This is a genomic window from Tessaracoccus sp. ZS01, assembly GCF_022342445.1.
In the GTDB taxonomy this organism is placed as follows: Bacteria; Actinomycetota; Actinomycetes; order Propionibacteriales; family Propionibacteriaceae; genus Arachnia.
Genome location: NZ_PQFE01000008.1, coordinates 41,999 through 65,803, shown reverse-complemented (window position 1 = coordinate 65,803; position 23,805 = coordinate 41,999). Strand labels below are relative to the sequence as shown.

General features: G+C 68.8%; 21 protein-coding genes. 11 read left to right on the top strand and 10 right to left on the bottom strand.

Annotation, left to right across the window (positions count from 1 at the left end; genetic code table 11):
- Positions 1–9 precede the first annotated feature (9 nt).
- From C3E87_RS09250 to C3E87_RS09210, 9 genes are all read left to right on the top strand, one after another.
- Positions 10–663 (top strand): response regulator transcription factor, encoded by a 654-nt coding sequence (locus C3E87_RS09250; RefSeq protein WP_076061934.1) that lies wholly within the window; start codon positions 10–12, stop codon positions 661–663.
- Complete coding sequence (gene mshD / locus C3E87_RS09245) at positions 653–1,522, top strand: mycothiol synthase (protein WP_158069066.1); 870 nt, start codon at positions 653–655, stop codon at positions 1,520–1,522. The genes C3E87_RS09250 and mshD overlap by 11 nt, the downstream gene beginning before the upstream one ends.
- Entirely contained in the window at positions 1,519–3,621 is a 2,103-nt protein-coding gene (locus C3E87_RS09240) for an RNA degradosome polyphosphate kinase (RefSeq protein WP_076061928.1), read from the top strand. Before mshD ends, C3E87_RS09240 begins: the two co-directional genes overlap by 4 nt.
- The gene (locus C3E87_RS09235; protein WP_158069065.1) at positions 3,579–4,490 is read left to right on the top strand and encodes an NUDIX hydrolase; all 912 of its coding nucleotides are present in this window, start codon (positions 3,579–3,581) and stop codon (positions 4,488–4,490) included. The genes C3E87_RS09240 and C3E87_RS09235 overlap by 43 nt, the downstream gene beginning before the upstream one ends.
- A 221-nt stretch (positions 4,491–4,711) precedes the next feature.
- Complete coding sequence (pstS, locus tag C3E87_RS09230) at positions 4,712–5,851, top strand: phosphate ABC transporter substrate-binding protein PstS (protein WP_076061926.1); 1,140 nt, start codon at positions 4,712–4,714, stop codon at positions 5,849–5,851.
- Positions 5,852–5,966: 115 nt separating this feature from the next.
- Positions 5,967–6,956 (top strand): phosphate ABC transporter permease subunit PstC, encoded by a 990-nt coding sequence (gene pstC / locus C3E87_RS09225; RefSeq protein WP_076061924.1) that lies wholly within the window; start codon positions 5,967–5,969, stop codon positions 6,954–6,956.
- Positions 6,956–8,047 carry a phosphate ABC transporter permease PstA gene (gene pstA, locus C3E87_RS09220; protein ID WP_076061921.1) on the top strand — a complete coding sequence of 364 codons (1,092 nt, stop codon included), beginning with the start codon at positions 6,956–6,958 and terminating at the stop codon, positions 8,045–8,047. Before pstC ends, pstA begins: the two co-directional genes overlap by 1 nt.
- Positions 8,048–8,063: 16 nt before the next feature.
- Positions 8,064–8,843: a phosphate ABC transporter ATP-binding protein PstB gene (gene pstB, locus C3E87_RS09215; protein ID WP_076061919.1), complete on the top strand. Its 780-nt coding sequence runs from the start codon at positions 8,064–8,066 to the stop codon at positions 8,841–8,843.
- 425 nt (positions 8,844–9,268) lie between these two features.
- The gene (locus tag C3E87_RS09210; RefSeq protein WP_143570968.1) at positions 9,269–10,204 is read left to right on the top strand and encodes a type IV toxin-antitoxin system AbiEi family antitoxin domain-containing protein; all 936 of its coding nucleotides are present in this window, start codon (positions 9,269–9,271) and stop codon (positions 10,202–10,204) included.
- Between the two features lie 155 nt (positions 10,205–10,359).
- Here C3E87_RS09210 and C3E87_RS09205 read toward each other — a convergent pair whose 3' ends face one another.
- Entirely contained in the window at positions 10,360–11,601 is a 1,242-nt protein-coding gene (locus tag C3E87_RS09205) for an MFS transporter (RefSeq protein ID WP_076061914.1), read from the bottom strand.
- The gene (locus C3E87_RS09200; RefSeq protein WP_076061912.1) at positions 11,598–12,533 is read right to left on the bottom strand and encodes a sucrase ferredoxin; all 936 of its coding nucleotides are present in this window, start codon (positions 12,531–12,533) and stop codon (positions 11,598–11,600) included. The genes C3E87_RS09205 and C3E87_RS09200 overlap by 4 nt, the downstream gene beginning before the upstream one ends.
- A 116-nt stretch (positions 12,534–12,649) precedes the next feature.
- On the opposite strand from C3E87_RS09200, the gene C3E87_RS09195 reads away from it, so the two are divergent.
- A complete protein-coding gene (locus C3E87_RS09195) occupies positions 12,650–14,551 on the top strand; it encodes a heavy metal translocating P-type ATPase (RefSeq protein ID WP_076062058.1) in 1,902 nt (633 codons plus the stop codon).
- On the opposite strand, the gene C3E87_RS09190 is transcribed toward C3E87_RS09195, so the two are convergent.
- Positions 14,482–15,699 carry a glycoside hydrolase family 3 N-terminal domain-containing protein gene (locus C3E87_RS09190; protein WP_083665523.1) on the bottom strand — a complete coding sequence of 406 codons (1,218 nt, stop codon included), beginning with the start codon at positions 15,697–15,699 and terminating at the stop codon, positions 14,482–14,484. The two genes, C3E87_RS09195 and C3E87_RS09190, sit on opposite strands and share 70 nt — an antisense overlap.
- Positions 15,696–17,102 (bottom strand): mycothione reductase, encoded by a 1,407-nt coding sequence (locus tag C3E87_RS09185; RefSeq protein ID WP_076062060.1) that lies wholly within the window; start codon positions 17,100–17,102, stop codon positions 15,696–15,698. The genes C3E87_RS09190 and C3E87_RS09185 overlap by 4 nt, the downstream gene beginning before the upstream one ends.
- Before the next feature lie 33 nt (positions 17,103–17,135).
- On the opposite strand from C3E87_RS09185, the gene C3E87_RS09180 reads away from it, so the two are divergent.
- Positions 17,136–17,900, top strand: coding sequence for an SDR family oxidoreductase (locus C3E87_RS09180; protein ID WP_076061910.1), 765 nt, complete (start codon positions 17,136–17,138; stop codon positions 17,898–17,900).
- A gap of 17 nt (positions 17,901–17,917) precedes the next feature.
- On the opposite strand, the gene C3E87_RS14915 is transcribed toward C3E87_RS09180, so the two are convergent.
- The 6 genes from C3E87_RS14915 to C3E87_RS09150 are packed head-to-tail and all read right to left on the bottom strand — an operon-like array spanning position 17,918 to position 23,805.
- A complete protein-coding gene (locus C3E87_RS14915; RefSeq protein WP_076061907.1) occupies positions 17,918–19,369 on the bottom strand; it encodes a GerMN domain-containing protein in 1,452 nt (483 codons plus the stop codon).
- A gap of 3 nt (positions 19,370–19,372) precedes the next feature.
- A complete protein-coding gene (ccsB, locus tag C3E87_RS09170; protein ID WP_076061905.1) occupies positions 19,373–20,287 on the bottom strand; it encodes a c-type cytochrome biogenesis protein CcsB in 915 nt (304 codons plus the stop codon).
- The gene (locus tag C3E87_RS09165) at positions 20,284–21,849 is read right to left on the bottom strand and encodes a cytochrome c biogenesis protein ResB (protein WP_233120771.1); all 1,566 of its coding nucleotides are present in this window, start codon (positions 21,847–21,849) and stop codon (positions 20,284–20,286) included. Before C3E87_RS09165 ends, ccsB begins: the two co-directional genes overlap by 4 nt.
- Positions 21,846–22,556: a cytochrome c biogenesis CcdA family protein gene (locus tag C3E87_RS09160; RefSeq protein WP_076062053.1), complete on the bottom strand. Its 711-nt coding sequence runs from the start codon at positions 22,554–22,556 to the stop codon at positions 21,846–21,848. Before C3E87_RS09160 ends, C3E87_RS09165 begins: the two co-directional genes overlap by 4 nt.
- Positions 22,557–22,597: 41 nt before the next feature.
- Positions 22,598–23,155, bottom strand: a complete 558-nt coding sequence (locus C3E87_RS09155) for a TlpA disulfide reductase family protein (RefSeq protein ID WP_076061903.1) — start codon at positions 23,153–23,155, stop codon at positions 22,598–22,600.
- A complete protein-coding gene (locus C3E87_RS09150; protein WP_076061901.1) occupies positions 23,152–23,805 on the bottom strand; it encodes a histidine phosphatase family protein in 654 nt (217 codons plus the stop codon). The genes C3E87_RS09155 and C3E87_RS09150 overlap by 4 nt, the downstream gene beginning before the upstream one ends.

Here is a 23,805-nt window from a genome sequence, read left to right as displayed (position 1 = left end):
AGGGCAGCCATGAGCAACATCGTGTTCGTCTCCTCCAAGGAAACGCCTCCGGAACTGGCGCTGCTGAGCCACCAGATCACCACTGTCACGTCGGCGGCCCAAGCCTTGATCGACGCCGAGGGCGCTGATGTCGTCGTGGTGGACGGCACCGTGGACCTCGCGGGCGCCCGCTCCACCTGTCAGGCGCTCTCGCGCGGCGGGAACGCCCCGGTGCTGTTGATCGTGGCGCTGTCCGGCCTGGCCGTGCTGTCACCGGACTGGGGATTCAACGACTTCGTCGCCGCGGGCAGTGAACCCGCAGAGATCGACGCGCGCATCCGGGTGCTGACCCGCTCCAGCGCAGACCCGGACCTGTTGGTGGCCGGGCCCATCCGCGTGGACGGGGCCGCCTACACCGCCACCCTCGACGGGGCACCGCTCGACCTGACCTACACGGAGTTCGAACTGCTGCGCTACCTGATGCAGCACCCCGGCCGCGTGCTGTCGAGGGAGACCCTGGTCAGCCAGGTGTGGGGGTACGACTACTACGGTGGCACCCGCACGGTGGATGTCCACGTGCGCCGGCTTCGGGCTAAGCTCGGCCAATTCGACTACTACATCGGCACTGTGCGCAACGTTGGTTACCGCTTCGCCAGTGCGAGGGAGGCTCACCGTGCTGGTTAGCTTGACGACGCTGACACCGACGATGCGCGACGCCCTGCGCGGCCTCGTCGACGCGATCACTGAGCATGACGGCATCTCCCCGGTCAACGAGTCGGGCTCGCTCGGCATCGACGGCGTGCGCGAGGCCGATTTCTTCTTCATGGGCAAGCGGAAGGACCCGTACGGCTTCGTCGTCTGCGACGAGCGTGACGGCACGCTGCTCGTGGGCGTCCATCCGGACCACCGTCGCGAGGGCATCGGCACCGAACTGCTCACGGAGGCTCTGCGGGCCCACCCCGAGTCGTCGGCATGGGCCTTCGGGACGCTGCCCGGCGCGCCCCAACTCGCCACCCGCGTCGGCATGCGGCCGGTCCGGTCCCTGCTCCGCATGGAATCCCGCACCGACTATTCGCAGCCGGTCACCGGCTCCCTGCCTGAGGGTTACACCCTCGGCACCTTCGCCCCCGCAGACCGGGAACAGCTGGTCGCCGTCAACGCCGCCGCGTTCGCCCAGCATCCCGAGCAGGGCCGGCTCACCCTCGCGGAGTTCGACGACCTCACCCGCCAGCCGTGGTTCGATCCCCACGGCCTGTTCGTCGCCCGTCAGGACGGCGACGTGGTGGGCTTCCACTGGACCAAACGCCATGGCGGCGGCCTCGGGGAGGTCTACGTGATGGCCGTCGCGCCGGAGCACGAGGGCAAGGGCCTGGGTCGCATCCTGCTGGCCGCCGGTCTCCACCACCTCGCACAGCAGGGCGACGACCGCATCCAGCTCTATGTCGAGGGGAGCCAGGAGCGCGTGGTGGCCATGTACCGCAAGGCGGGCTTCGAGATCGTCCAGACCGACACGAGCTTCCACGCCGAGAGGACCCCTGCATGAGCGATCCCGCCATCGACGCCACCGACAACGCACGGTTGCCGGCAGACCGCTACCTCGACCGTGAACTGAGCTGGCTGGCTTTCAACGACCGCGTCCTGGACCAGGCCAAGGACGCGCTCCGCGTCCCGCTGATCGAGCGCGCCAAGTTCCTGGCGATCTTCTCGTCGAACCTGGACGAGTTCTTCATGGTGCGCGTCGCGGGCCTGAAGCGCCGCATCGCGGCCGGCGTGGCCGTCCCCACCGTGCTGGGCAAGATGCCCGGCGAACTGCATGCCGAACTGCTCGCCAAGGTGGGTCGCCTGGTGAACGAGCAGTCGTTGGTGTTCCAGAAGGACGTCCGCCCCGCGCTGCGCGCCGAGGGCGTGGAGATCCTCAAGTGGGAGGAACTCACGGCCAACGAGAAGGACGCGATGCGGGCGCTGTTCGCCGAGCGGATCTTCCCCGTGCTCACCCCCCTCGCCGTGGACCCGTCGCACCCCTTCCCCTACATCTCGGGCCTCTCGCTGAACCTGGCGGTGCTGCTGCGCAACCCCGTCACGGGCACCAGGCAGTTCGCCCGCGTGAAGGTGCCGCCGGTGCTGTCGCGCTTCGTCCGCCTCGCGGAGGGCCGCTACCTGCCCCTGGAGGAGATCATCTCCCGCCATCTCGGGCAGTTGTTCAGCGGCATGCAGGTGCTGTCCCACACCACCTTCCGGGTCACCCGGAACGAGGACATCGAGGTGGAGGAGGACGACGCCGAGAACCTCCTGTTCGCCCTGGAGAAGGAACTGCTGCGACGCAAGGTCGGTCGCCCTCCGGTCCGCCTCGAGGTCGAGGACGACATCGACGAGAAGATGCTCGACATGCTCATCAACGAGCTCGACATCAAGGCCAACGAGGTCTACCGGGTGCAGGCGCCGCTGGACCTCACGGGCCTGTTCTCGCTGGACGACTCCAACCGGGAAGACCTCAAGTACCCCAACTTCCTGCCCATCACGCACCCGGACCTGGCGGAGGTGGAGAGCGCGAGCCCCGCAGACATGTTCAAGGCGCTGAAGCTGCGCGACGTTCTGGTGCAGCACCCGTACGACTCGTTCGCCACCTCGGTGCAGCGCTTCATCGAGCAGGCGGCAGCTGATCCCGCGGTGCTCGCCATCAAGCAGACGCTGTACCGCACCTCCGGCGACTCCCCCATCGTCGACGCCCTCATCGAGGCGGCCGAGATGGGCAAGCAGGTCCTGGCCATCGTCGAGATCAAGGCCCGCTTCGACGAGCAGAACAACATCGGCTGGGCGCGGAAGCTGGAGAAGGCAGGCGTCCACGTCGTCTACGGCATGCTCGGGCTCAAGACCCACTGCAAACTGTCGCTGGTGGTGCGCGAGGAGGCCGACGGCCTGCGCCGCTACGCCCACATCGGCACCGGCAATTACAACCCGAAGACCGCCCGACTGTATGAGGACATGGGCCTGCTGACGGCGCACCCCATCATCACCGACGACCTGGCGCGGCTGTTCAACCACCTCTCGGGCATGACGCAGGAGACGCACTACCGCCGCCTGCTGGTGGCCCCGGACGGTATCCGGCGCGGGCTGCTGGACTACATCGACGGCGAGATCGCCAATCAGCGACGGGGCCTGCCGTCGGGCATCAAGATCAAGGTCAACTCCATCGTCGACGAGGCCATCATCGATGGCCTCTACCGCGCGTCCCAGGCTGGCGTGCCGGTGGACATGTGGGTGCGCGGCATCTGCACGATCCGGCCGGGAGTCCCCGGGCTGAGCGAGAACATCAGGGTCCGCTCCATCCTGGGCAGGTTCCTCGAGCACTCCCGCATCTACTCCTTCGTGGGTGGCGGCCAGCCCATCGTGGGCATCGGCTCGGCAGACCTCATGCACCGCAACCTGGACCGCCGGGTCGAGGCCATCGTCGGGCTCAGCAACCCGGCGCACCTGCGGCACATCGACGAACTCTTCGCGATGGCGTTCGACCCCGGCACCGTGCACTGGGAACTCAATGATTCGACATGGTCGGTGCACACCACCGGCCCGGACGGCACCCCGTTGAGAGACATCCAGGAATGGCTGATCCAGCAGACCGCGGCCAGGCGCTCGACCCGATGAGCCGTCGCGTCGCCATCCGCGCGGCGGGTGCCGTCGTGCTGAGGGGCACCGGCAAGGACGTCGAGGTGCTGATGATCCACCGCCCGGCCTACGACGACTGGTCACTGCCGAAGGGCAAGGGCACCGTCGACGAGCTCGCACCCCGGACGGCGGTGCGCGAGGTGTTCGAAGAAGCCGGGGTCGCCGTCCGACTGGGGCTGCGGCTGCCCCCCATCGAGTACAAACTCTCCAAGGGGCTCAAGGCCGTCCAGTACTGGCGTGCCGAGGTGCTGGCGGAGCAGCCCTTCGAACCCAACCGCGAGGTCGACAAGATCCGCTGGGCCCGGATCGACAAGGCCATGCGCACCCTCACCTACGCCGACGAGCGGCGCCTGTTGTCGACGGCGCTGCTGAAGCCGCGCACCACCCCCCTGCTGCTGGTGCGCCACGGCAAGGCCATGCTCCGCAAGGACTGGAGCGGGCCGGACCAGGAGCGTCGCCTCACGGGGCGCGGCCGGCGCCAGGCCAGGGAACTGGCCCAGTTGTTCGGCGCCTACGGCGTGGAGAACCTGGTGAGCTCCTCCTCCACCAGGTGCGTGGAGACGTTGCGACCCTACGCGGAACAGCGCGGGCTGGAGATCGTCACGGAGGACGTGCTCACCGAAGAGGAGGGCACGGTGCATCCGAGGGAGGTCCGCCGCTTCGTCGCCCGCCTCTTCAAGCGCACCACGGCCCCCACCGCGCTCTGTGGGCACCGCCCCGTGCTACCGGCGATGTTCGAGGGTCTGGGGATCAAGGCCAAGCCCATGGTCGTGGGCGAGGTCGTCGTCGTGCACCGGGACGACGACGGTGACCTCGTCGCCGTCGAAGTGCACAAGCCGACGGCCTGAGCCCGGATCTCTGTCCTGGGATGCCCCGGGGGTAACGATCCCGTCACAACTACCCGAGAAAACCCCGGGAGGGGCGAGAACTCGCCCTCCGTTCATCATCTGTTAACCAAACCCGGACCATTCGGTTACCTGGTCGTCCTACGTTCACATGCAGGAACACACAGTTCGTTCAGTTCCAGGGCCAACTTGCGGCCCATTCCCGTCTCGGAAGGTATCCCGAAATGAAGATCCGCCTGACCGCCGCTGCCGGCCTCTCGGCCGCCCTCCTCCTGTCGGCCTGCGCCGCCAACGAGGGCACCACCAACGCTCCCGCGGAGAACACCACCGCCGCCAGCGCCTCCGAATCGGCTGGCACCGAAGAAACCGCCAGCACGGAAGCGGCCGCCCCCGCCTCGAACCTCGAGGGCACCCTCTCGGGCATCGGCGCCTCGGCGCAGGAAGTCGCCCAGCAAACCTGGATCGCCGGCTTCCAGACCGCTAACGAAGGCGTCACCATCAACTACTCCCCCGAGGGCTCCGGCGCCGGGCGCGAAGCCTTCATCGGCGGCGGCGCGGACTTCGCCGGCTCCGACCGGGCCTTCAAGCAGGAAGAGATCGACGAGAACACCTTCTCGCAGTGCGTCGACAAGCCGATCAACCTGCCCGTCTACATCTCCCCCATCGCCGTTGTCTTCAACGTCGAGGGTGTCACGGACCTGAACCTGGACGCCGGCACGCTGGCTGCCATCTTCAAGGGTGACATCACCAAGTGGAACGACGAGAAGATCGCCGCGCTGAACGAGGGCGTCGAACTCCCCGACCTCGACATCACCGCCGTGCACCGCTCCGACACCTCGGGCACCACCGAGAACTTCACGGACTACCTCGCCGCCGCTGCCCCCAGCGTGTGGGACGCCGAGAAGTCCGGTGACTGGCCGTACGAGGGTGGCGAGGCCGCCGCTCAGACCCAGGGCGTTGTCTCCGCCGTCTCCGGCGGTGTCGGCACCATCGGTTACGTCGATGCCTCGCAGGCCGGCGACTTCTCCACCGCCAAGCTCGGCAAGGACGGGTCGTTCCACGGCCCCACCACTGAGGCCGCCGCCGCCATCGTCGAGAACTCGCCGGTGGAAGATGGCCGCGCCGAGAACGACATGGCCATCAAGGTGGACCGCGAGGCCGAGGGCTACCCCATCGTGCTCGTGTCGTACCTGATCGCCTGCCAGGATTACCAGGACGACGCCAAGGCTGAGCTCGTGAAGGCCTACGCCACCTACATCGCTTCGGAAGCGGGCCAGTCGGCCTCCGCCGAGCGCGCCGGTTCCGCGCCGCTCTCCGCCGCGCTGTCCGATGAGGTCACCGCCTCGATCGACTCCATCCAGTGATCATCAGCCTCTGATCGATGCAAAGTCGCGTCGCCCGAAACGGGTGACGCGACTTTGCACGATCAGGGGCGTGTAATCTGCAAACCGCTACTCTCGTTTCGATTCAGGAGCGCCCATGTCGGCAACGGAAGCCCCCGAAGCCCCGCAGACAGACACCGGACCCGAGTCCGAGTCCCATTCGCTCACCCGCAGCAAGAAGCGTTTCGGCGATTCCTTCTTCCGGGGTCTGTCCACCGGATCGGGCGTCCTGATCCTCGTCATCCTGGCCGCCGTGGCTGCCTTCCTCGTGGGCCTGGCGCTGCCGGCACTCCTGGCAGACCCCGAGACGTTCCAGTTCGGGCGCGGTCAGAGCTTCTGGTCCTACGTCGCCCCGTACGCCTTCGGCACGATGTGGTCCGCCCTGCTGGCCATGGTGATGGCCGTCCCTGTCGCCGTCGGTATCGCGCTGTTCCTCACGCACTACGCGCCCAAGCGGGTGGCCTCGTCGTTCGGCTACATCATCGACCTGCTGGCCGCCGTGCCGTCCGTCGTCTTCGGCCTGTGGGGCATCGCGGTGCTGGCGCCGGCCATGCGCCCGCTGTTCCTCTGGCTCAACGAGAACGCCGGCTGGATCCCGCTGTTCAGCGGCCAGGTGTCCGGCACCGGCCGCACCATCTTCACCGCCTCCGTCGTGCTGGCCGTCATGATCCTGCCGATCATCACCGCCATCTCCCGGGAGGTGTTCCTGCAGACGCCGAAGCTCCATGAGGAGGCTTCGTTGGCGCTCGGAGCCACCCGCTGGGAGATGATCAAGCAGGCCGTGATCCCGTTCGGCATGCCGGGCATCGTGTCGGCCTGCATGCTCGGCCTCGGCCGTGCGCTCGGTGAGACGATGGCCGTCGCCATGGTGCTGTCCGGCTCGGGCATCATCAGCTTCAAGCTCCTCACCAGCCAGAACCCCAACACCATCGCGGCCAATATCGCGCAGTCCTTCCCCGAGGCGCACGACATCGGCCGCAACGAGCTCATCGCAACCGGCCTGGTGCTGTTCATCATCACCCTGATCGTCAACATGACCGCGCGGTGGATCATCAACCGCCGCAAGGAATTCTCGGGAGCCAACTGATGAGCACGACACAGACCGCACCGTCCCCGAAGACGAGCATGACGCCGAAGCCCACCCCCCTGACACACGGCAGCCTCCCCGCGTACACGGGCGTGGCGGCGCTCGTCGTGTCCGTGGCCGTCGCCGCGGGCCTGTTGGCGCTCCTGAAGTCGGCCAACATCGCCAGTGTGGTCTCGGTGGCCGCCGTGCTGTTCCTGCTGGCGATGTTCGTGCTCTCCAGCGCCGTCGAGGGCGGCCGCCGGGCCAAGGACCGCCTCGCGAAGTACGTCGTGACGGGGTTCTTCCTGATCGCGCTGACCCCGCTGGTCTCCCTGGTCTGGGGCACGGTGGCCAACGGTCTGGCCCGCTTCGACGGCGTCTTCTTCTCCTGGTCGATGCGCAACGTCCTCGGTGAGGGCGGCGGCGCCGTCCACGCCATCTGGGGAACGCTGATCGTCACCGGCATCGCCACGCTGATCTCGGTGCCCGTGGGCCTGATGACGGCGATCTTCCTCGTCGAATATGCCGGCAACGGCAAGCTCGGAGCGGCGATCCGATTCTTCGTCGACGTGATGACGGGCATTCCTTCCATCGTCGCGGGCCTGTTCGCCTACACGTTGTTCTCCATGGTCTTCGGCGCCGGCCACAAGTCCGGCATGTCGGGTGCCGTCGCGTTGTCGGTCCTCATGATCCCGACGGTGGTGCGTTCCACCGAGGAGATGCTGCGGATCGTCCCCAACGAACTGCGCGAAGCCTCCTACGCCTTGGGTGTGCCGAAGTGGCGCACCATCGTGAAGGTAGTCCTCCCCACCTCGATCGCGGGCATCGTCACCGGTGTCGTGCTGGCCATCGCCCGCGTCATCGGCGAGACCGCGCCGCTGCTGGTCACGGCCTCCATCACGTCGTCGATGAACCTCGACCCCTTCGACAACCCCATGGCCACCCTGCCGGTGTTCGTGTACAACCAGTACATGTACGCGCCCGGCATTGATACGGCGGCGTACCATGCACGTGCATGGGCCGGCGCGCTCACCCTCATTCTGATCGTTATGGGACTGAACGCCATCGGGCGATTCATCGCCTGGAAGTTCGCCCCCAAGGCCGGACGCTGAGTTAAGGAACCTGGAAATGTCCAAGCGTATTGAGATCAAAGACCTTGACATCTATTACGGCAAGTTTCATGCCGTGAAGTCGGTCAACATGACCATCGAGCCCCGCGCGGTCACCGCGTTCATCGGGTCGTCCGGCTGCGGCAAGTCCACCGTGCTGCGCTCGCTGAACCGCATGCACGAGGTCATCCCCGGCGCCTACGTCGACGGCCAGGTACTCCTCGACGGCGTAGACCTGTACGCCGCCAACGTGGACCCGGTGCGGGTGCGCCGCCAGGTGGGCATGGTGTTCCAGCGCCCCAACCCGTTCCCCACGATGTCGATCAAGGAGAACATCCTGGCCGGCGTTCGCCTGAACAACGCGCGCATCTCCCGCAAGGACGCCGACGAACTCGTCGAGAAGTCGCTGCGCGGCGCGAACCTGTGGAACGAGGTCAAGGACCGCCTGGAGCGTCCCGGCTCGAGCCTCTCCGGCGGCCAGCAGCAGCGTCTGTGCATCGCCCGCGCCATCGCCGTCGAGCCCGACGTGCTGCTGATGGACGAGCCCTGCTCCGCGCTCGACCCCATCTCGACCCTGGCCATCGAGGACCTGATCAAGGACCTCAAGGAGGACTACACGGTCGTCATCGTGACGCACAACATGCAGCAGGCTGCACGGGTGTCCGACCGGACGGCCTTCTTCAACCTGAAGGCCCACGGCCAGCCGGGTGAGCTCATCGAGATGGGCCCGACGGAGAAGATCTTCCACAACCCTGAGCAGAAGGCCACGGAGGACTACATCACCGGCCGCTTCGGCTGAGCCTGGGAACCACCGTGTGACGGGGTCGCCTCTGTGGCGGCGCCGTTTTCCGTCTGGGGTCGGCGTCGGTGCCGCCACATCTTGATTCGGGGTCGTCCAGCACCCCAGATCCAGATGCCGTTGCTGCCTGCCTTCGGCCAGGAGCGACGCCGCACACCCCAAATCTGGATTGGGGGTCGTCCAGCACCCCAGATCCAGATCCAGGTCCTCCGGGACCACCCGCAGGTCGCTCGCTATGGTTGCGCCATCACCCCCGGGGAGCCGACGACGGACACCACGGAGGTGCGCGGCGGTGTGCTGCAGTGTTGTCCGAGTGGGGCACGGTGTTGTCCAACGGGTGCCAGGTGTTGTCCCTCCGCCTCCTGGTGTTGTCCGTTGCGGCCCAGGCACAGACAACGAGCCACCTCGCATGCGAGCGTCGGCACATGTACCCGCGTCAGTCTCTGCCCATCAACCTGGTCTCCCTCGCCAGGCAACAGGCCGGCATGATCACCACGAGGCAAATGCTCGACGGTGGCCTCAGCCGTACTGTCATTCGTCGCTTGACCGGACCGTGGACCCGTCTCATGTACGGCTTGTACTGCACGGAGCAACCCACCTGGAAGTCGGCCGTCTGGGCCGGCCTCTTGGCTGGTGGGGCCTCCGCCTCCGTGGGCGGCGCAGCGGCGCTCTACCTGGACGAGATCCTCCGTGATCCCCCTGAGCTGGTCACCGTGTGGAGCACCGAAAGCCGGGCCAATCTCGCCTTGGGCGAGTGGTCGATCCTGCTCAGGCGCGGAGAACGCACCGCGATCGGAACCGTCCCCCGGACGCGTGTGGAGGAAAGCCTGCTGGATATGGCGGACCACGCTGCCCAGGATGACCTGACTGACGCCGTCGTCCGGAGTTTCACCAATGGGAGAACCACGGCCAGTCGTCTTCTCGAAGCCCTGACGGCTCGGGGTCGCAACGCGCACCGTCGGCACCTGCACGATCTTTGCCAGCATGCCGCCCGAGGCATCGAATCGGCCCTCGAATGGCACTTCAGTCGCTCGGTGATCGCGGCGCACGGGCTGCCGGAACCGATACTCCAGCCGAAGAGCGACCACGGTCGCTCAGATGGCCATTGGCCAGAGTTCAAACTTCGGTTCGAACTGGATGGTCGCCGCGACCATACAGACGCAAGTAGAGACTGGTACAGGGACAACGCCCACAAGATCCATAACGACGAAGACACGCTTCACTATGGCTGGAACTCGTCCACGAAGCAGGCGTGCCGCACGGCAGCGCAGCTCGAGGACGGTCTGCGGAAGCTGGGGTGGCCCGGGCGAGCCCGCCCCTGCAGGGCGGTGTGCGACCTGCATACGCTTCGCGCAGCCTGAACCCGTCGTCGGGGAGTCCCCGAATCTGGATCTGGTGCGGTCCGCGACCCCGAATCTTGATTCGGGGCCCATCGCCCACCGGAGCCATGTCGGACCGAATCTTGATGTGGGTCCGTCCGCGACCCCGAATCAAGATTTGGCTTCTCCCCCGTGCGTCAGTGCTTCGCCCCGGCAGCGGACGGCGCGACCCGGGTCCGGGAGCGACGCGCCACCCAGCCCATGCCGCCGGCCGGCAGGATCAGCACCGCGGCGACGAGGGCCAGTCCCCCATACCCCAGCCAGGCCAGGACGGGACCGCCGATGAGCGCGGCAGCCGCGCCGGCGTAGTTCATCAGGGCATCGGTGGCGCCCTGCAGGGGCACGCGCATGTCGCCGGAGTTGGTACGCGCCAGCAGCGCGGAGCCGGAGATCATCGTGAACGACCAGCCGACGCCCAACAGGACCAGCGCCACCGTGACCAGCGGGAACGACTTCGGGGCGACGAGGATGATCCCGGCCGTCGACGCCAGGAGCAGCAGGCCGACGGCAGCGGTGCGCATGGCGCCGAAGCGGTCGGCGAGCCAGCCGACGACGGGGCTCAGCGCGTACATCCCCATGATGTGGAGGCTGATCACCAGGCCGATGGCGGACAGCCCGTGCCCCTCGTGCCCGAGATGCACCGGGGTCATCGACATGACGCCCACCATCACGGCGTGCCCCACGACGATGAGCAGCACCGCGAACCGCGCCACGGGGTGCGTGGCGGCCCACCTCAGTGCCGCCACGGCGCCAGTCTTGGAGGCCGGGACCGCCTCTGTCGCCGTCAGCGCCGGCGCGGCGGAGGGCGGGTTGCCGCGGTAGAGGGCCACGATGGCCACCCCGGCCAGGGCGAAGCCGGCGACGCTGAACAGATACGGACCCGCGAGTTCCGGTAGCCGGATGCCCGACCCGAGCGCCGCCCCGGCGCCGCTCAGGTTCGGCCCCACCACCGAGCCGATCGTCGTCGCCCACAGCACGATGGACATCAAGGTGGCCCGACGGTCCGGGCTTGCCAGGTCTGCCGCCGCGTAGCGCGACTGCAGGTTGGTCGCCTGCGCAGCGCCGAACGCCACGAGCCCCGCCAGCACGAGCAACAGGGAACCCAGCCAGGCGCCGATCAGGACGACCACAGCGCCCGCCGCCGCGATCACGTAGCCCAGGGCCAGCGCGAGCCGACGACCCCGTCGCGACGCCAGATTGGCCAACGGCACCGCCAGCAGCGCCGCGCCGAAGATGCTGACCGCCTGCCCGGTGCCGGCCAGGTGGTCGCCGCCCATCGAGGCCACCAGCAGGGCCCCGACCGCGATGCCGGAGGCCACCCCGATCCCCCCGAAAGTGTTGCTCAGCAGCAGAGCGGTGATCGAGCGACGGGAACTCATGCGGGGGAATGGGGGCCGACGCGCCAGTAGTAGAGCGGCTCGGCAGGCTTGCCGCAACTGGCGGGAGCCTCGCCGTCCGTCGTGACGCGCTGCACATCCACCGTGATCTCCCAGCCCCGCAGCCGCACGCGCACGCCGGGACCGCCGTCCAGCAGTTCGCTGGAGAGGTCGACGGCGGGGACGGGCGTGAGCGAGATGCCCGCCGTGTCCGGGTGGGGGGTCTCGTCGCGGCGTCCGAACTCCGCCAGCGCCCAGGCCTCAGCGGCCTGCTGCTCCGGCGGGAGGTGCGAGCGGCCCCGGTCCTTGCGGGCGCCGCCGGGCCACAGGGCATGCTCCTCAGCCGCGCGGTAGGCGCTCACCGCTGCCACCGCGTTGAGCCGCCCGAGGACCTGGCCGGTGGGCAGCAGCAGCATGGTGGGGGCGAAGCGGTGCCCGCCCAGGTGGGAGGCCTCCCAGATGGATTCGGGACCCACCTCCCTGGTGAGCGCCGCCAGGATGGGACGGCCCGCCAATGCACAGCACTGGTCGCGCCGCGCATGGCTGCACACCAGCATGGCCGCGCCGCCGTCGCGTCCCCCGGGTACACCGTCACCACCCCAGGCCCGGATCAGTTCGAGGAGTTCGGTGGGGTCCGAGACCTCCGAGCGGCGCAGCCAGCCGCCGTCGTCGAATCCCCCGGACAGGAGGACGGCGAGGGGGTCCGTGCCGATCGTGCGGCGCTCCGGGTGCCGGATCAGGATGAAGCGGCCGCCCAGCTCTGCGATGGTGGCCTCCAGTTCCGCGCCCACCGCAGGATCCAGCAGGCGGGCTCCCGTCGCGGCGAGCGGGCCCCAGGGGCCGGGGATCTCCAGGCAGACATAGAAGTTGGCGCGCGCGGCGGTGCCCCAGGCGGGGAGGTCGGCGCGCGACCACTCCATCGAGCAACGCAGCATGGGGTCGAGACTACTCGTTCGACACCTGGACGCCGGGTGACACCACGGACCGGTACCCCCCGTAGGTAAGCCTCACCTTGATTGAAGAAGCAGTTCGAATGGCGAAGACTGGGGTCATGGCTGGCTACATCAGGCGGTACCCCCTCGTAGCGGCCACCGTGACCGCCCTGGTCACGGTGCTCGCGCTCCACTTCGCCGGGCAGGGCGTCGCCGCCCAGTGGATCGGCACCGGCTACGTCATCTTCATCGTCGCCCTCACCGCCGTGGGCATGGCCAGGGACATCGCACGGGGGCACTACGGCCTCGACATCCTCGCCGTCGTCGCCATGGCAGCGGCCATCGGCGTGGGGGAATACATCGCGGCGATGATCGTGGTGCTGATGCTGACCGGCGGCGAGGCGCTGGAGGACTTCGCCGCGGCCCGGGCCACCCGCGACCTCGACGCGCTCCTCAAGCGCGCCCCCGTGACCGCCCACCGCCTGGCTTCCGAGGAACCGACCGCCGCCGTCACCGACATCCCGGTCGACGAAGTCCGCCCCGGCGACCTGCTGCTCGTCAAGCCCTCCCAGGTGGTGCCCGTCGACGGCGACCTCCTCACCGATGAGGCGACCTTCGACGAGTCATCGCTCACCGGCGAATCGCTGCCCGTCGCGAAGACCCTCGGCGACCCCGTCCTCTCGGGCTCGCTCAACACCCAGCGCGCGGTCCGCATCCGGGCCACCGCCGACGCGGCGTCGTCGCAGTACCAGCAGATCATCGCGCTCGTGCAGCAGGCGGAGGACGCCAAGGCCCCCACCGTGCGTCTCGCCGACCGCTACGCCATCCCCTTCACCCTCATCTCGCTGGTGCTGGCGGGCCTCGCCTGGTGGCTCTCCGGCGACCCCGTCCGCTTCGCCTCCGTCCTGGTCCTCGCCACCCCATGCCCCCTGCTCATCGCCGCACCCGTCGCCTTCATGGGCGGCATGAGCGCCTCCGCGCGCTCCGGCATCATCGTCAAGGGCGGCGCCACCCTCGAGGCCCTCGCCAGGGCGAAGTCGATCGCCTTCGACAAGACCGGCACCCTCTCACACGGCGAGCCCGAACTCGTCGACGTGATCACCGCCAACGGCACCTCGCCGGAGGAACTGCTGAGGCTGGCTGCGTCCGCGGAGCAGTACTCGTCGCACGTCCTCGCCAAGGGCGTGATCCGGGCCGCCCGGGAGCGTGGCCTGGCGCTCAGCAGCACCCACGACGCGGAGGAGATCGCCACCAACGGCGTGCGGGCGCGCATCGACGGCCGGCGCGTCGTCATCGGCAAACTCGCCTTCGTGCGCGCCGAGGACCCCGCCGCCCACTCCGTGCCGCTGGGCGCCGGCCAGACCTCCGTCGCGGTCGCCGTCGACGGCCGCTTCGCCGGCACCCTCCTGCTGGCGGACAGGCTCCGGGAGAACGCGGCCCAGACCGTCGAGCAATTGCGGGGTCTCGGTTTCGAGAAGATCGCGATGCTCACCGGTGACAACCAGGACACCGCCGGGACCCTCGCCGATCAGGCCGGGATCGGGCACGTGCACGCTGAACTACTGCCCGCAGAGAAGGTGGAGCGGATCCGCGCGATGCCAGGCCCCGTGATCATGGTGGGCGACGGCGTCAACGACGCCCCCGTGCTCGCCATGGCGGATGTCGGCATCGCCATGGGCGCCCGCGGCTCCACGGCCGCCAGCGAATCCGCGGACGCCGTCATCGTGCGCGACGACGTGCACCGGGTGGTGCGCGCCGTTGAGATCGGCCGGCACACCTATCGCGTGGCGCTGACCGCGATCTGGATCGGGATCGTCCTGTCGCTGGGCCTGATGGTCGTGGCCGCGTTCGGGTACATCCCGCCCGTGGCGGGGGCGCTCACGCAGGAGGTCGTGGATCTCGCGGCCATTCTCTACGCATTGCGCGCGCTGACGGGCGGTAAGCCCGACACTCAGGCGCAGTCCACCAGCCCGACGGCCGACTTGAGCCGCAGCACGCGGCTGGTGGAATCCAGCACCTGAGCCGCGAACGACTCGTCGTCGCCCGCCGCCTCCAGGGTGGCTGTCACCATGTCGCGCATGATCGACGGGTTGGCGTTGATCACGAGGTCACCGCCGGCGTCGAAGAACCGGACCGCGCGCTCCCCCGGCTTCACGGCCTTCACGGCGGCGGCGGCGCCGAGGTCGTCGGCGATCACCACACCGTCGAAACCCAGTTCCCCGCGCAGCAGTTCCGTGATGACGGTCTGCGAGAACACGCCCTCGTTGTCCGGATCGATCTCCTGGAACACGGCCGACGACACCATGACCGAATCCACCCCCGCCTCGACGGCGGCACGGAACGGCTCGAGGTTCGGCGAATCCCGGGTTGTGTCGGTGTCCTGCGCGGCGCCGTGGTCCGTGTTCGTGGTGACCTCACCCAGGCCCGGGAAGTGCTTGACCGAGGTGGCGATCCCGGCTGACCGCATGCCTTCGATGAACCCCACCACCGAATCAGAGACAGCTTCAGGATCGGCACCGAAATCTCGCTTCAGCTTGCCGATGGGCTCGTTCGACGAGCGCTTGCCCTCGGGCACCACGTCCGCGACGGGGGCCAGGTCGTAGCGGACCCCTGCCGCATGGAGTTCCTCTGCCCAGCCGGCCGCTGCGTCGCGCAGTTCGGACGCGGGCAGGGCGCCCTGGTCGCGTGCCGACGGGATGGCGTCGAAGCCCGAGCCCTTCAGCCGCTGGACCGCGCCACCCTCCTGGTCCACCGCGATGAGGAGCGGTAGCTGCGCGGTGCCGAGGCTGCCGAGTTCCGCCGTCAGCTTCCGCAGCTGGCTGGTGCCCGCCGTGGTGTTGCCCAGCAGCACCACCGACCCGATGCGGGAATCCGAGATGGCCGAGCGCGTCGTCGGGTCAAGCCCGCCGGTGTCGACGCCGACCATGAACAGCTGGCCCACCTGCTGCTCCAGCGACAGCTCCTCCGCCAGCGCGCGGCACTCGTCGGCGGGCGCCGCCTCGGGCGAGATCAGTTCCTGTGTGGTTGTCCCGCCGTCCGCGACGGGGGCGGACTGCGCCGCCTCCAGGGCCGGATCAGCCGTGCGGTACTGCGGCGGGATCAGCGGTTCTGTGGCGCAGCCGGTCAGCCCGAGCGCCGCCACCCCCGCCGCTGCCAGGATGCGCCTCACTTGTGCTGCTCCGCATGCCGCTGGGCGGAGAGCAGGCCGAGCAGCGCGTTCTCCACCACCTCCGGCAGCGCGGGGTGGATCCAGTACTGGCCGCGGGCCATCTCGTCGACCCGCAGGCCGAAGCTCATCGCCTGGATGAGGGGCTGGATGAGGGTGGGCGCCTGAGGGCCGATGATGTGGGCGCCGAGCAGCCGCAGGCTCCCCGGATCTGCGAGCAACTTGACGAAGTGCCCCTCGTCCTCGAGCGCCCAGCCGTAGGCCACGTCGCCGTAGCGCTGGCGGGCGGCGACATACGGGGTCCCCCAGTTCTTGAGCTGCTCCTCGGTGGCGCCGACGGCCGCCACCTGCGGGTCTGTGAAGACGGCATAGGGGACGTAGCGGTGGTCCGTCTCGATGGGGCGCTCCGGGTGCAGGAGGTTGTGCTGCACCGTGCGCATCTCCGCGTTGGCCACGTGCTTGAGCAGGTAGTCCGACGAGACATCGCCCAACGCCCACACGCCCTCGGCGCTGGTGCGCTGCTGCGCGTCCACCCGGATCTGACCGAAGGCGCGCATCTCCACTCCCCCGGCGGCCGGGTCCAGGACATCGGAGTTGCGCTCCCGTCCGACGGCCACCAGCACCGCGTCGGCGTAGTACTCGTACTCGATGCCGTTGCGGTCCGTCGTGACGACGGTGACCCCGCCGTCGGCGCTGCGCTCGAAGGACGACAGCGCCTGGTTGAGGCGCAGCTGCACGCGCCGGCCCAGCTTGTGGGCGAACTGCTCCGAGATCTCGCGGTCCGCGCCGCGCAACAGCACCTCCGAGCGGTTGATCAGCGTGACCTTCGTGCCGAGCGAGGCGAACACGTGCGCGAACTCAGCCGCGATGAAGCCACCGCCGAGGATCACCAGACGCTTGGGGCGCTCGTCGACCCGCATGATGGTGTCTGAGGTGTAGAGGCTGCTGCGGATGTCGTCGATGCCCGGCACGTCCACCATGCGGGGCCGCGAACCCGTGGCCAGCACGATACGGTCCGCGCTGATCTGGACATCCCCCACCTGGAGGGTGCGCTCGCCGATGAAGCGCGCCTCGTCACGGAAGACGGTCACGTTCGGCGATCGCATCCGCCAGTCGAGGCCGCCGGCGGAGATGGGGTCGATGCGGCCGAAGATGCGGTCGCGGATGGCCGCCCAGTCTGAACCCTTGTACTCCAGGTCCACCCCGAGCCGGGCGGCCTCATGAGGCGAGGCCGCCAGGTCTGCCGGCAGCACGAACATCTTGGTGGGGATGCAGCCGCGGTTGAGGCAGGTGCCGCCGAACGTCTCGTCCCGGTCGATGAGTGCGATGTTCCACTTGTCGAACCGTTCATCGATGAGGGAGTTTCCAGAGCCGGAACCGATGACCACGAGATCGAAGTGCTGCATGGCGCCCATTGTTCCATGCGTAAGGTAAAGGCCATGAGCAACACGTGGTCTGTGGTTACCGGAGGATCGACAGGGCTGGGGGTGGCGTTCGCCGAACGGCTCGCCGCCGAGGGCAGCGATGTCTGGCTGGCGGCCCGCAGCGGGGACCAGATGCAGGCAGTCGCCCGCCGGTTGGAGTCCGAGTACGGCGTCGCCACCCGTATCTCGACGGTGGACCTGACCCACCGGGAGGCCCGCCGCGCGTTCGTCGAGGAGGTCCGGGCGGCCAAGGTGGGCCACCTGGTGAACAACGCCGGCTTCGCCCAACTCGGCCACTTCGCCGCCTCAGATCCCGAGGGCACCACCGACATGTTGGAACTCAACGTCGTGGCGCTCACGGATCTCACCCACGCCGTGCTGCCTGGGATGCTGGAGCGTGGCCGCGGCGCCATCGTCAACGTCGCCTCCACCGCGGCGTTCCAGCCGACGCCGAACATGGCCTCCTACGCGGCGAGCAAGGCGTACGTCCTGAGCTTCAGCGTGGCGCTGTGGCGCGAACTCAAGCCCACCGGCGTGCGGGTCATCGCCAGCTGCCCCGGAGCCACGAAGACCGAGTTCTGGGCCAGGGGCGGCGACGACAACATGATGCGCAACCGCCGTACCCCCGAGCAGGTCGCTTCGGTGACCTTCGACGCGCTGCGGAAGCACCGCCCGTTCGTCGTGGACGGCACCATGAACCGCGTGATGGCCTTCGCCACCCGCCTGGTGCCGATGGACCTGCAGACGCAGGTCGCCAGCGTCATCACGGCCTCGCGTTAGGAGATCACGGCCTCGCGTTAGGAGACCGTGACGGCCTTGTTCTCCTTGACCTCGACCTGCGGATCACCGTCGAGGACGGTCACGGTGATGTCGAGGCTGCCCTTCGGCAGCGAGGTGGTCACCGTCCACACCCGCCAGCCCTCGACGTTGACGCCGGCCGTGGTCTGGGCCGTGGTCTCGAGGATGACCTCGCCAGAGTCCTGATCCGTGATCCGGACGACGGGCACGCCCACTCCCTCCTTCACCGTGCCGATGATCGAGGCCTGCCCGGCGCTCAGCGTCGCCTGGTTGCGCGGAGAGCTGATCCACACCGCAGGCATCGGGGCCAGACCGGTGCGCCCGTACCCCTCAGGATCGTCGAAGCCCTCGGGCGGGGTGCCACCGTCGGAGCGGAAGACCACCTTCAGCCGCGGGTTGCCCACCAGCTCGGAGGCCGTGTAGATCACCTGGTCACGCGCGCGGGCGATGGCCACGGGTGACGTCAGGCCCTCATAGGCCTCCGCCGACAGGTCCACGACCAGCTCGTCGCCGTGGATCTCGGCGCTCAGCAGCTTCCCGGCACTCCAGACGGTGCGGTAGTCCGGGTCCATCGGCACGAGGCCCAGCAGCGAGTTGAGCGCCGCCCGCACCAGGTTCCCGGTGGAGGGCAGATCGCGCAGCTCCCGGTAGAGCCGCCAGTCGCTGGCCACGTAGTACAGCGGTGTGTTGCGCACCGTGGCGTTGATCGACCGCGACTCCACCGCCGTCGGTGTGACCACCGGTTCAGGGGCGGGTTCGACGGTGGTGCCGATGTCGTCGCGCATCAACGCGGCCAGCACGATCCCGACGAGGACGGCGAGCACCGTCAACACCACCACGGCACGCGGCCGGAACCTCGTGCCGCGGTCTTCGGAGATGTGCTCCAGTTCACCCTCGAGCATGTCCGCCTCCGGCACCGGGGTGACGCGGGCCGCGGAGCGCAGCGCGGCCGTCAACTCCTGGGAGAGTGACTCGATCACACCGGGCTGGCTGCCGAGCGTCGGCGCACCCGCCCTGGCACGCAGTTGTTCGAGCGCCCCCTCGAGCTTGACGTTCGCGCCGCGCACCGAGAGCCGCATGATGCCGGCCAGGTCCGGGCCGAACACCGAGAGGTAATGGCTGACGATGAGGAGCTCCGCGGTGCGCGGAGCCATGGCCGACACGGCGCGGAGGATCTCGTCCTGCCGGGGTTCATCCACCCGCGGCAGGTGCAGGGGCTGCAGCGCAGGCCGCGTGGCCCGCGCCAGGTGCACGACATGCTCCTGCACGAAGTAGACCCGCTCGAGGGGGTCGATGAGCCGGTTGGACCGGCGCTGCAGCGCCAGCAGTGCGCTGCGCACGATGGTGGCGGACTGGTCCTCGGCGCCGAGGAGGACGCAGAGCCGGTGCAGGGTCGGCCCTTCCTCCTCGTACAGCCTGGGCAGCCAGTCTGCCGCCTCGTCACCGGTCACGGGTCAGATACCGGCGTACGAGTGCAACCCACTGAACAGCAGATTGACGCCCACGAAGTTGAACCAGAAGGCGAACACGCCGATGACCGCGATGATCGCGACCGGGCGGCCACGCCAACCCGCCGTCGCGCGGGCGTGCAGGTAGGCCACGTACACCACCCACGTGATGAACGACCACGTCTCCTTGGGGTCCCAGTTCCAGAACCGTCCCCAGGCGTACTGCGCCCAGATGGAGCCGGCCACGATGGTGAACGTCCAGAGGGGCACGGCGAACGCGTGCAGCCGGTAGGAGAGGAGGTCGAGCTTCGCGGACGACGGCACCTTCGCCAGGTAGCCCCGGATTTCACCCTGCCCCGCCTGGGCCCGGCTCTCGGCGCGTTCCCGGAGCAGGTAGAGGATCGAGGCGAGCGCCCCCACGTTGAAGGCCGCTCCGGCGATGGCCGCGGCCACGATGTGGATGACGAACCAGACGCTGTGCAGCGCCGGCACGAGCGGCGCGACCTCGACGTACCACTGCGTGACGGCCAGGCCGACCCCGACGGTGAACAGCAGCGTCATGCCCAACCCGAGCCAGCGCATCCCCCACTTCAGGGCCACCACGAGGTACAGGACCGCGGCGAAGGCCATCGTCGAGGTGATGAACTCGTACATGTTGCCCCATGGCGGACGCCCGGCCGCCACGCCCCGCAGCACGACGGCCGACACCTGCATCAGTGCGGCCACCACGGTGAAGATCAGACCGAGCCGGCCGAACAGGTCCACGCGGGTGCGGGCACCGTCCTCAGAACCGTCGAGGGGACGCACCGGGGACTGTCCGCGCGCGGAGGACCATTCGACGGTGTGCGCGGCGAACGCGATGAGGTACACCACCGCGGCATAGACCATCAGGGTGTAGGACCACTCGGACAGGGTCGTCATGCAACGGGCTCCTCGTTGTCGGGGTGGGGCGCGGCCCCACCATTGTGCCCCGGTTCGCCGGTCACCGCCCCCAGCAGGGCGGCCACCTCCTCGTCGAGGCCTGTTGCCGTGTCGGTACGGTCGAGGCCGCCGACGATGACCTCACCGTCGGCGATGCGCACGAACAGCCGCCGGGGCCGGATGTACAAGCTGAGAGTGAGGCCGATGACGCCCACCGAGATGGCGATGAGGGTGAGCAGGTTGCCGGGGGTCTCACTGACCTGGAGGCGCACCCACCGCTTGTACCCGTCGAAGCTCACGGAGCCGAGGTCGTCCGGCAACGACATGTGCGCGCCGGGCAACATCCGGGCGCTCAGCACCTGTCCGTCATCGCCCGGCACCTGCTCCATGCCCTCGCTGTTGAGGACGTACACGTTCTCCGGCGCGCCGGTCTCGGCGGCGGGCTCACCGAACCACGCGTTGAGGAAGACCTCCGGGTTGAGCGCATCCGGGAACACCGAATGGGGACCGGTCTCGTCCAGCACCGCCGTGGGGAGGAACCAGGCCTCGAACGCCAGGCGCTGGGGGCGCGCGTCCGGCACCTTGATGACGCCGGCGGAGGAGAAGTTACCGTCCTGGGGCAGGAACACGACGGGGCCGCTGAAGGCCACGTCGCCGTTGCCGTCCGTCACGGTGAAGATGGGGGCGTAGCCGTGGGCCTGCAGGTTCACCTGGGTGCCGTCGGCCGTGATGAGCGGTTCGTTGACCGTCATCTGCACGGGGCGCGTGCCCTGGGAATCCGAGAGCGTGACGTCGGCGTCGAAGACCCGGGCGGCGCCGCGCTGAACGTCTCCCGTCTCGAACTCGGCATGGAACTCGTCGATGGTGACGCTGAAGCGCTCCAGGTGGTCCGTGTCGAGGAAACCACCGGAGGTGAAGTCGTCGTACTGCGTGATGACGTTGGAGAAGCCGCGGCCCTCGACGACGATCGCGCTGCCGGAGAAGCCCCACAGGTTGGACCAGGCCAGCCCCACGAGCACGGCCAGGAGGGACAGGTGGAAGGTGAGGTTCCCGAACTCGCGCAGGTAACCGCGTTCGGCGCTGACGCCCGCGTCGGTCACCCGGGTGCGGTACCGCTTGGACTTCAGCCACGCCTCCGCCCGCGCCTCGGGGGCCTGGCCCGGGGACGCCGTCGGGGCAAGGGCTGCGCGTGCCGTCACCGGCAGCCGCTCGATGCGGGCCGGCACGTTCGGCGGGGGTTTGCGCACCGCGCGCCAGTACTTCGTCACGCGCGGGATGATGCAGCCGATGAGCGAGGCGAACAGCAGGAGGTAGACGGCCGAGAACACCGCCGAGGTGTAGATGTCGTAGAAGCCCAGCGGCTCGAGGATGCGGTCCCAGAAGGGGTTGGCGGCTTTGAAGTCGATGACCTCGATGGGTTCGGTGTTGCGCTGCGGGATGATCGAGCCCGGGATGGCGGCGATGGCCAGGAGGAACAACAGCAGCAGCGCCGTGCGCATGCTCGTGAGCTGGCCCCAGGCCCACCTCAGTGTCTCCGTGACGGGGTTGCGCCGCCGGTTCACAGGATCGTCCCGAAGTTGGCGGCCCACTGGCGGAGCACCACCATCAGCATGTCCCAGAGGCCGGTGATCATCGCGACGCCCACCAGCATCATGACGATGCCCCCGATGCGCTGCATCAGACGTTGGTTGCGCTTCATCCAGTTCAGCCGCGGCGCCAGGGCGGTGAAGGCCAGCGCGAAGGCGACGAATGGCAGGCCGAGGCCCAGGGCGTAGAAGAAAGCCAGGATGCCGCCGCGCGTGGCGGAGCCCTCATTGAGCGCCATGGTGAGCACCACAGACAGCGCGGGGCCGATGCAGGGCGTCCAGCCCAGGCCGAACACCATGCCGAGGAGCGGCGAGGCCCACACCCCCATCTTCGGCGTCACGCTGGGCGTCCACATGCGCGGCATGGGGAGGAAGCCGGCGAACGCAGCGCCCAGCACCAGGATGATGAAACCGAGCACGATCGTGATGAGCGAGGAGTTGCTGAGGAGCGCGCCACCGATGCCGCCGATCAGCGCCCCGGTGAGCACGAAGACCACGGAGAAGCCGAGGATGAAGCCGAGGGTGCCCAACAGCAGCAGCCGCTTCTTCGCCGTGCCGTCGGCGATCTCGCTGGCCCCCAACCCCGACGCGTAACTGAGGTAGCCGGGCAGCAGCGGGAGCACGCACGGGGAGGCGAAGGACACCAGGCCGGCGAGCACCGCGACGGGGATGGCGAGCAGCATCGACGACCCGAGGGCCGTCTGCACCCAACTCTCCAACAGGATCACGAGGCGTTCACGTCCTCCACGATGCCTTTCAAGGTCGATGCGCTGACCTCTCCGAGCACGCGTGCGGCGACGCGGCCCTCCGCGTCGATGACCACCGTGCTGGGGATGGCCTTGGGCGGCAGCTGGGCGAATTCCAGCAGGAGGACGCCGTCGGGGTCGTGGAGCGACGGGTACCCGATGCCGAACGAGCGCTCGAACGCCAGGGCGGCGGCAACGGTGTCGCGGGTGTTGATGCCGAGGAAATTGGCCGTGCCCTCGAGTTCTTCGGAACTCTTCACCAGTTCGGGGGCCTCCGCGCGGCACGGCGCGCACCAGGATCCCCATACGTTGATGATCAGTGGCTGCCCGGCGAAGTCTGCCGTCGAGAGCGTCTCCCCGTCGAGCGTCTCGCCTTCCAGCGCCGGGGCCTCGGAGCGTTCCTCCGGCGCGATGATGGTCACGCTGCCGTCGCCTCCGACGAAACCGGCCGTGCCCCCGGCGCCTTCGTCCTCTGCCGTGGAACAGGCGCTCAAGAGGAGCGCGGCAGCGGCGAGCCCGGCGACCAGTCGGGTCACGTGCCCACCCTCCACCTGCGGCCGGCCTTGACCGGCAGGAGGTCTGCGGCGGGCTCCGCGTAGTCGACGGCGGTCACCCGGCCGTCACGGAGGGTGAAGCTGGTCACGGAGCAGAGCGTGCACTGCCGCTTCCGCGGGTCGTGGGCGAAGCGGCGGCCCTCCGCGGCCATCCGCGCGATCCAGATGGACAGCTGGTGGCTCACGACGAGGGCCTGACCGCCGTCACCGGCGGCGACGGCCGCGTCCTGGATGGCGGCGGCCATCCGCTTGGCGATCTCCGTGTACGGCTCACCCCAGCTGGGAAGGAGGGGGTTGCGCATGTGCCAGAACATCCTGGGGTCCCGCAGGGCGCGGTTGTCGCGGCCGAAGGACTTGCCCTCGAACTTGTTGTCGGCTTCGATGACCCGCTCGTCCTCGACCACCTCGAGCTGCGGGAACAGCGCCGCCGTGGGCGCCAGGGTCTCCTTGGCGCGCTGCAGCGGGGAGGTGCGCAGGTGCGTCAACGGCACGTCGCGCCAGTGTTCGGCCATGCGGGCGGCCATCTGGTGGCCGAGTTCTGAGAGGCCGAAGCCGGGGAGTCTGCCGTAGAGCAACCCGTCCGGGTTGTGCACCTGGCCGTGCCGCATGACGTGCACCGTAGCTGTGGTCAT

Bases quoted from the DNA above. Each gene is read 5' to 3' on its own strand.
- C3E87_RS09240 (WP_076061928.1), top strand. From the start codon at position 1,519: ATGAGCGATCCCGCCATCGACGCCACCGACAACGCACGGTTGCCGGCA.
- ccsB (WP_076061905.1), bottom strand. From the start codon at position 20,287: ATGACGACCCTGTCCGAGTGGTCCTACACCCTGATGGTCTATGCCGCG.
- C3E87_RS09195 (WP_076062058.1), top strand. From the start codon at position 12,650: ATGGCTGGCTACATCAGGCGGTACCCCCTCGTAGCGGCCACCGTGACC.
- C3E87_RS09185 (WP_076062060.1), bottom strand. From the start codon at position 17,102: ATGCAGCACTTCGATCTCGTGGTCATCGGTTCCGGCTCTGGAAACTCC.
- pstB (WP_076061919.1), top strand. From the start codon at position 8,064: ATGTCCAAGCGTATTGAGATCAAAGACCTTGACATCTATTACGGCAAG.
- C3E87_RS09160 (WP_076062053.1), bottom strand. From the start codon at position 22,556: ATGCTGCTCGCCATCCCCGTCGCGGTGCTCGCCGGCCTGGTGTCCTTC.
- C3E87_RS09235 (WP_158069065.1), top strand. From the start codon at position 3,579: ATGGCTGATCCAGCAGACCGCGGCCAGGCGCTCGACCCGATGAGCCGT.
- C3E87_RS09200 (WP_076061912.1), bottom strand. From the start codon at position 12,533: ATGCTGCGTTGCTCGATGGAGTGGTCGCGCGCCGACCTCCCCGCCTGG.
- C3E87_RS09205 (WP_076061914.1), bottom strand. From the start codon at position 11,601: ATGAGTTCCCGTCGCTCGATCACCGCTCTGCTGCTGAGCAACACTTTC.
- C3E87_RS09210 (WP_143570968.1), top strand. From the start codon at position 9,269: ATGTACCCGCGTCAGTCTCTGCCCATCAACCTGGTCTCCCTCGCCAGG.
- pstA (WP_076061921.1), top strand. From the start codon at position 6,956: ATGAGCACGACACAGACCGCACCGTCCCCGAAGACGAGCATGACGCCG.
- C3E87_RS09250 (WP_076061934.1), top strand. From the start codon at position 10: ATGAGCAACATCGTGTTCGTCTCCTCCAAGGAAACGCCTCCGGAACTG.
- pstS (WP_076061926.1), top strand. From the start codon at position 4,712: ATGAAGATCCGCCTGACCGCCGCTGCCGGCCTCTCGGCCGCCCTCCTC.
- C3E87_RS09180 (WP_076061910.1), top strand. From the start codon at position 17,136: ATGAGCAACACGTGGTCTGTGGTTACCGGAGGATCGACAGGGCTGGGG.
- C3E87_RS09150 (WP_076061901.1), bottom strand. From the start codon at position 23,805: ATGACCACAGCTACGGTGCACGTCATGCGGCACGGCCAGGTGCACAAC.
- pstC (WP_076061924.1), top strand. From the start codon at position 5,967: ATGTCGGCAACGGAAGCCCCCGAAGCCCCGCAGACAGACACCGGACCC.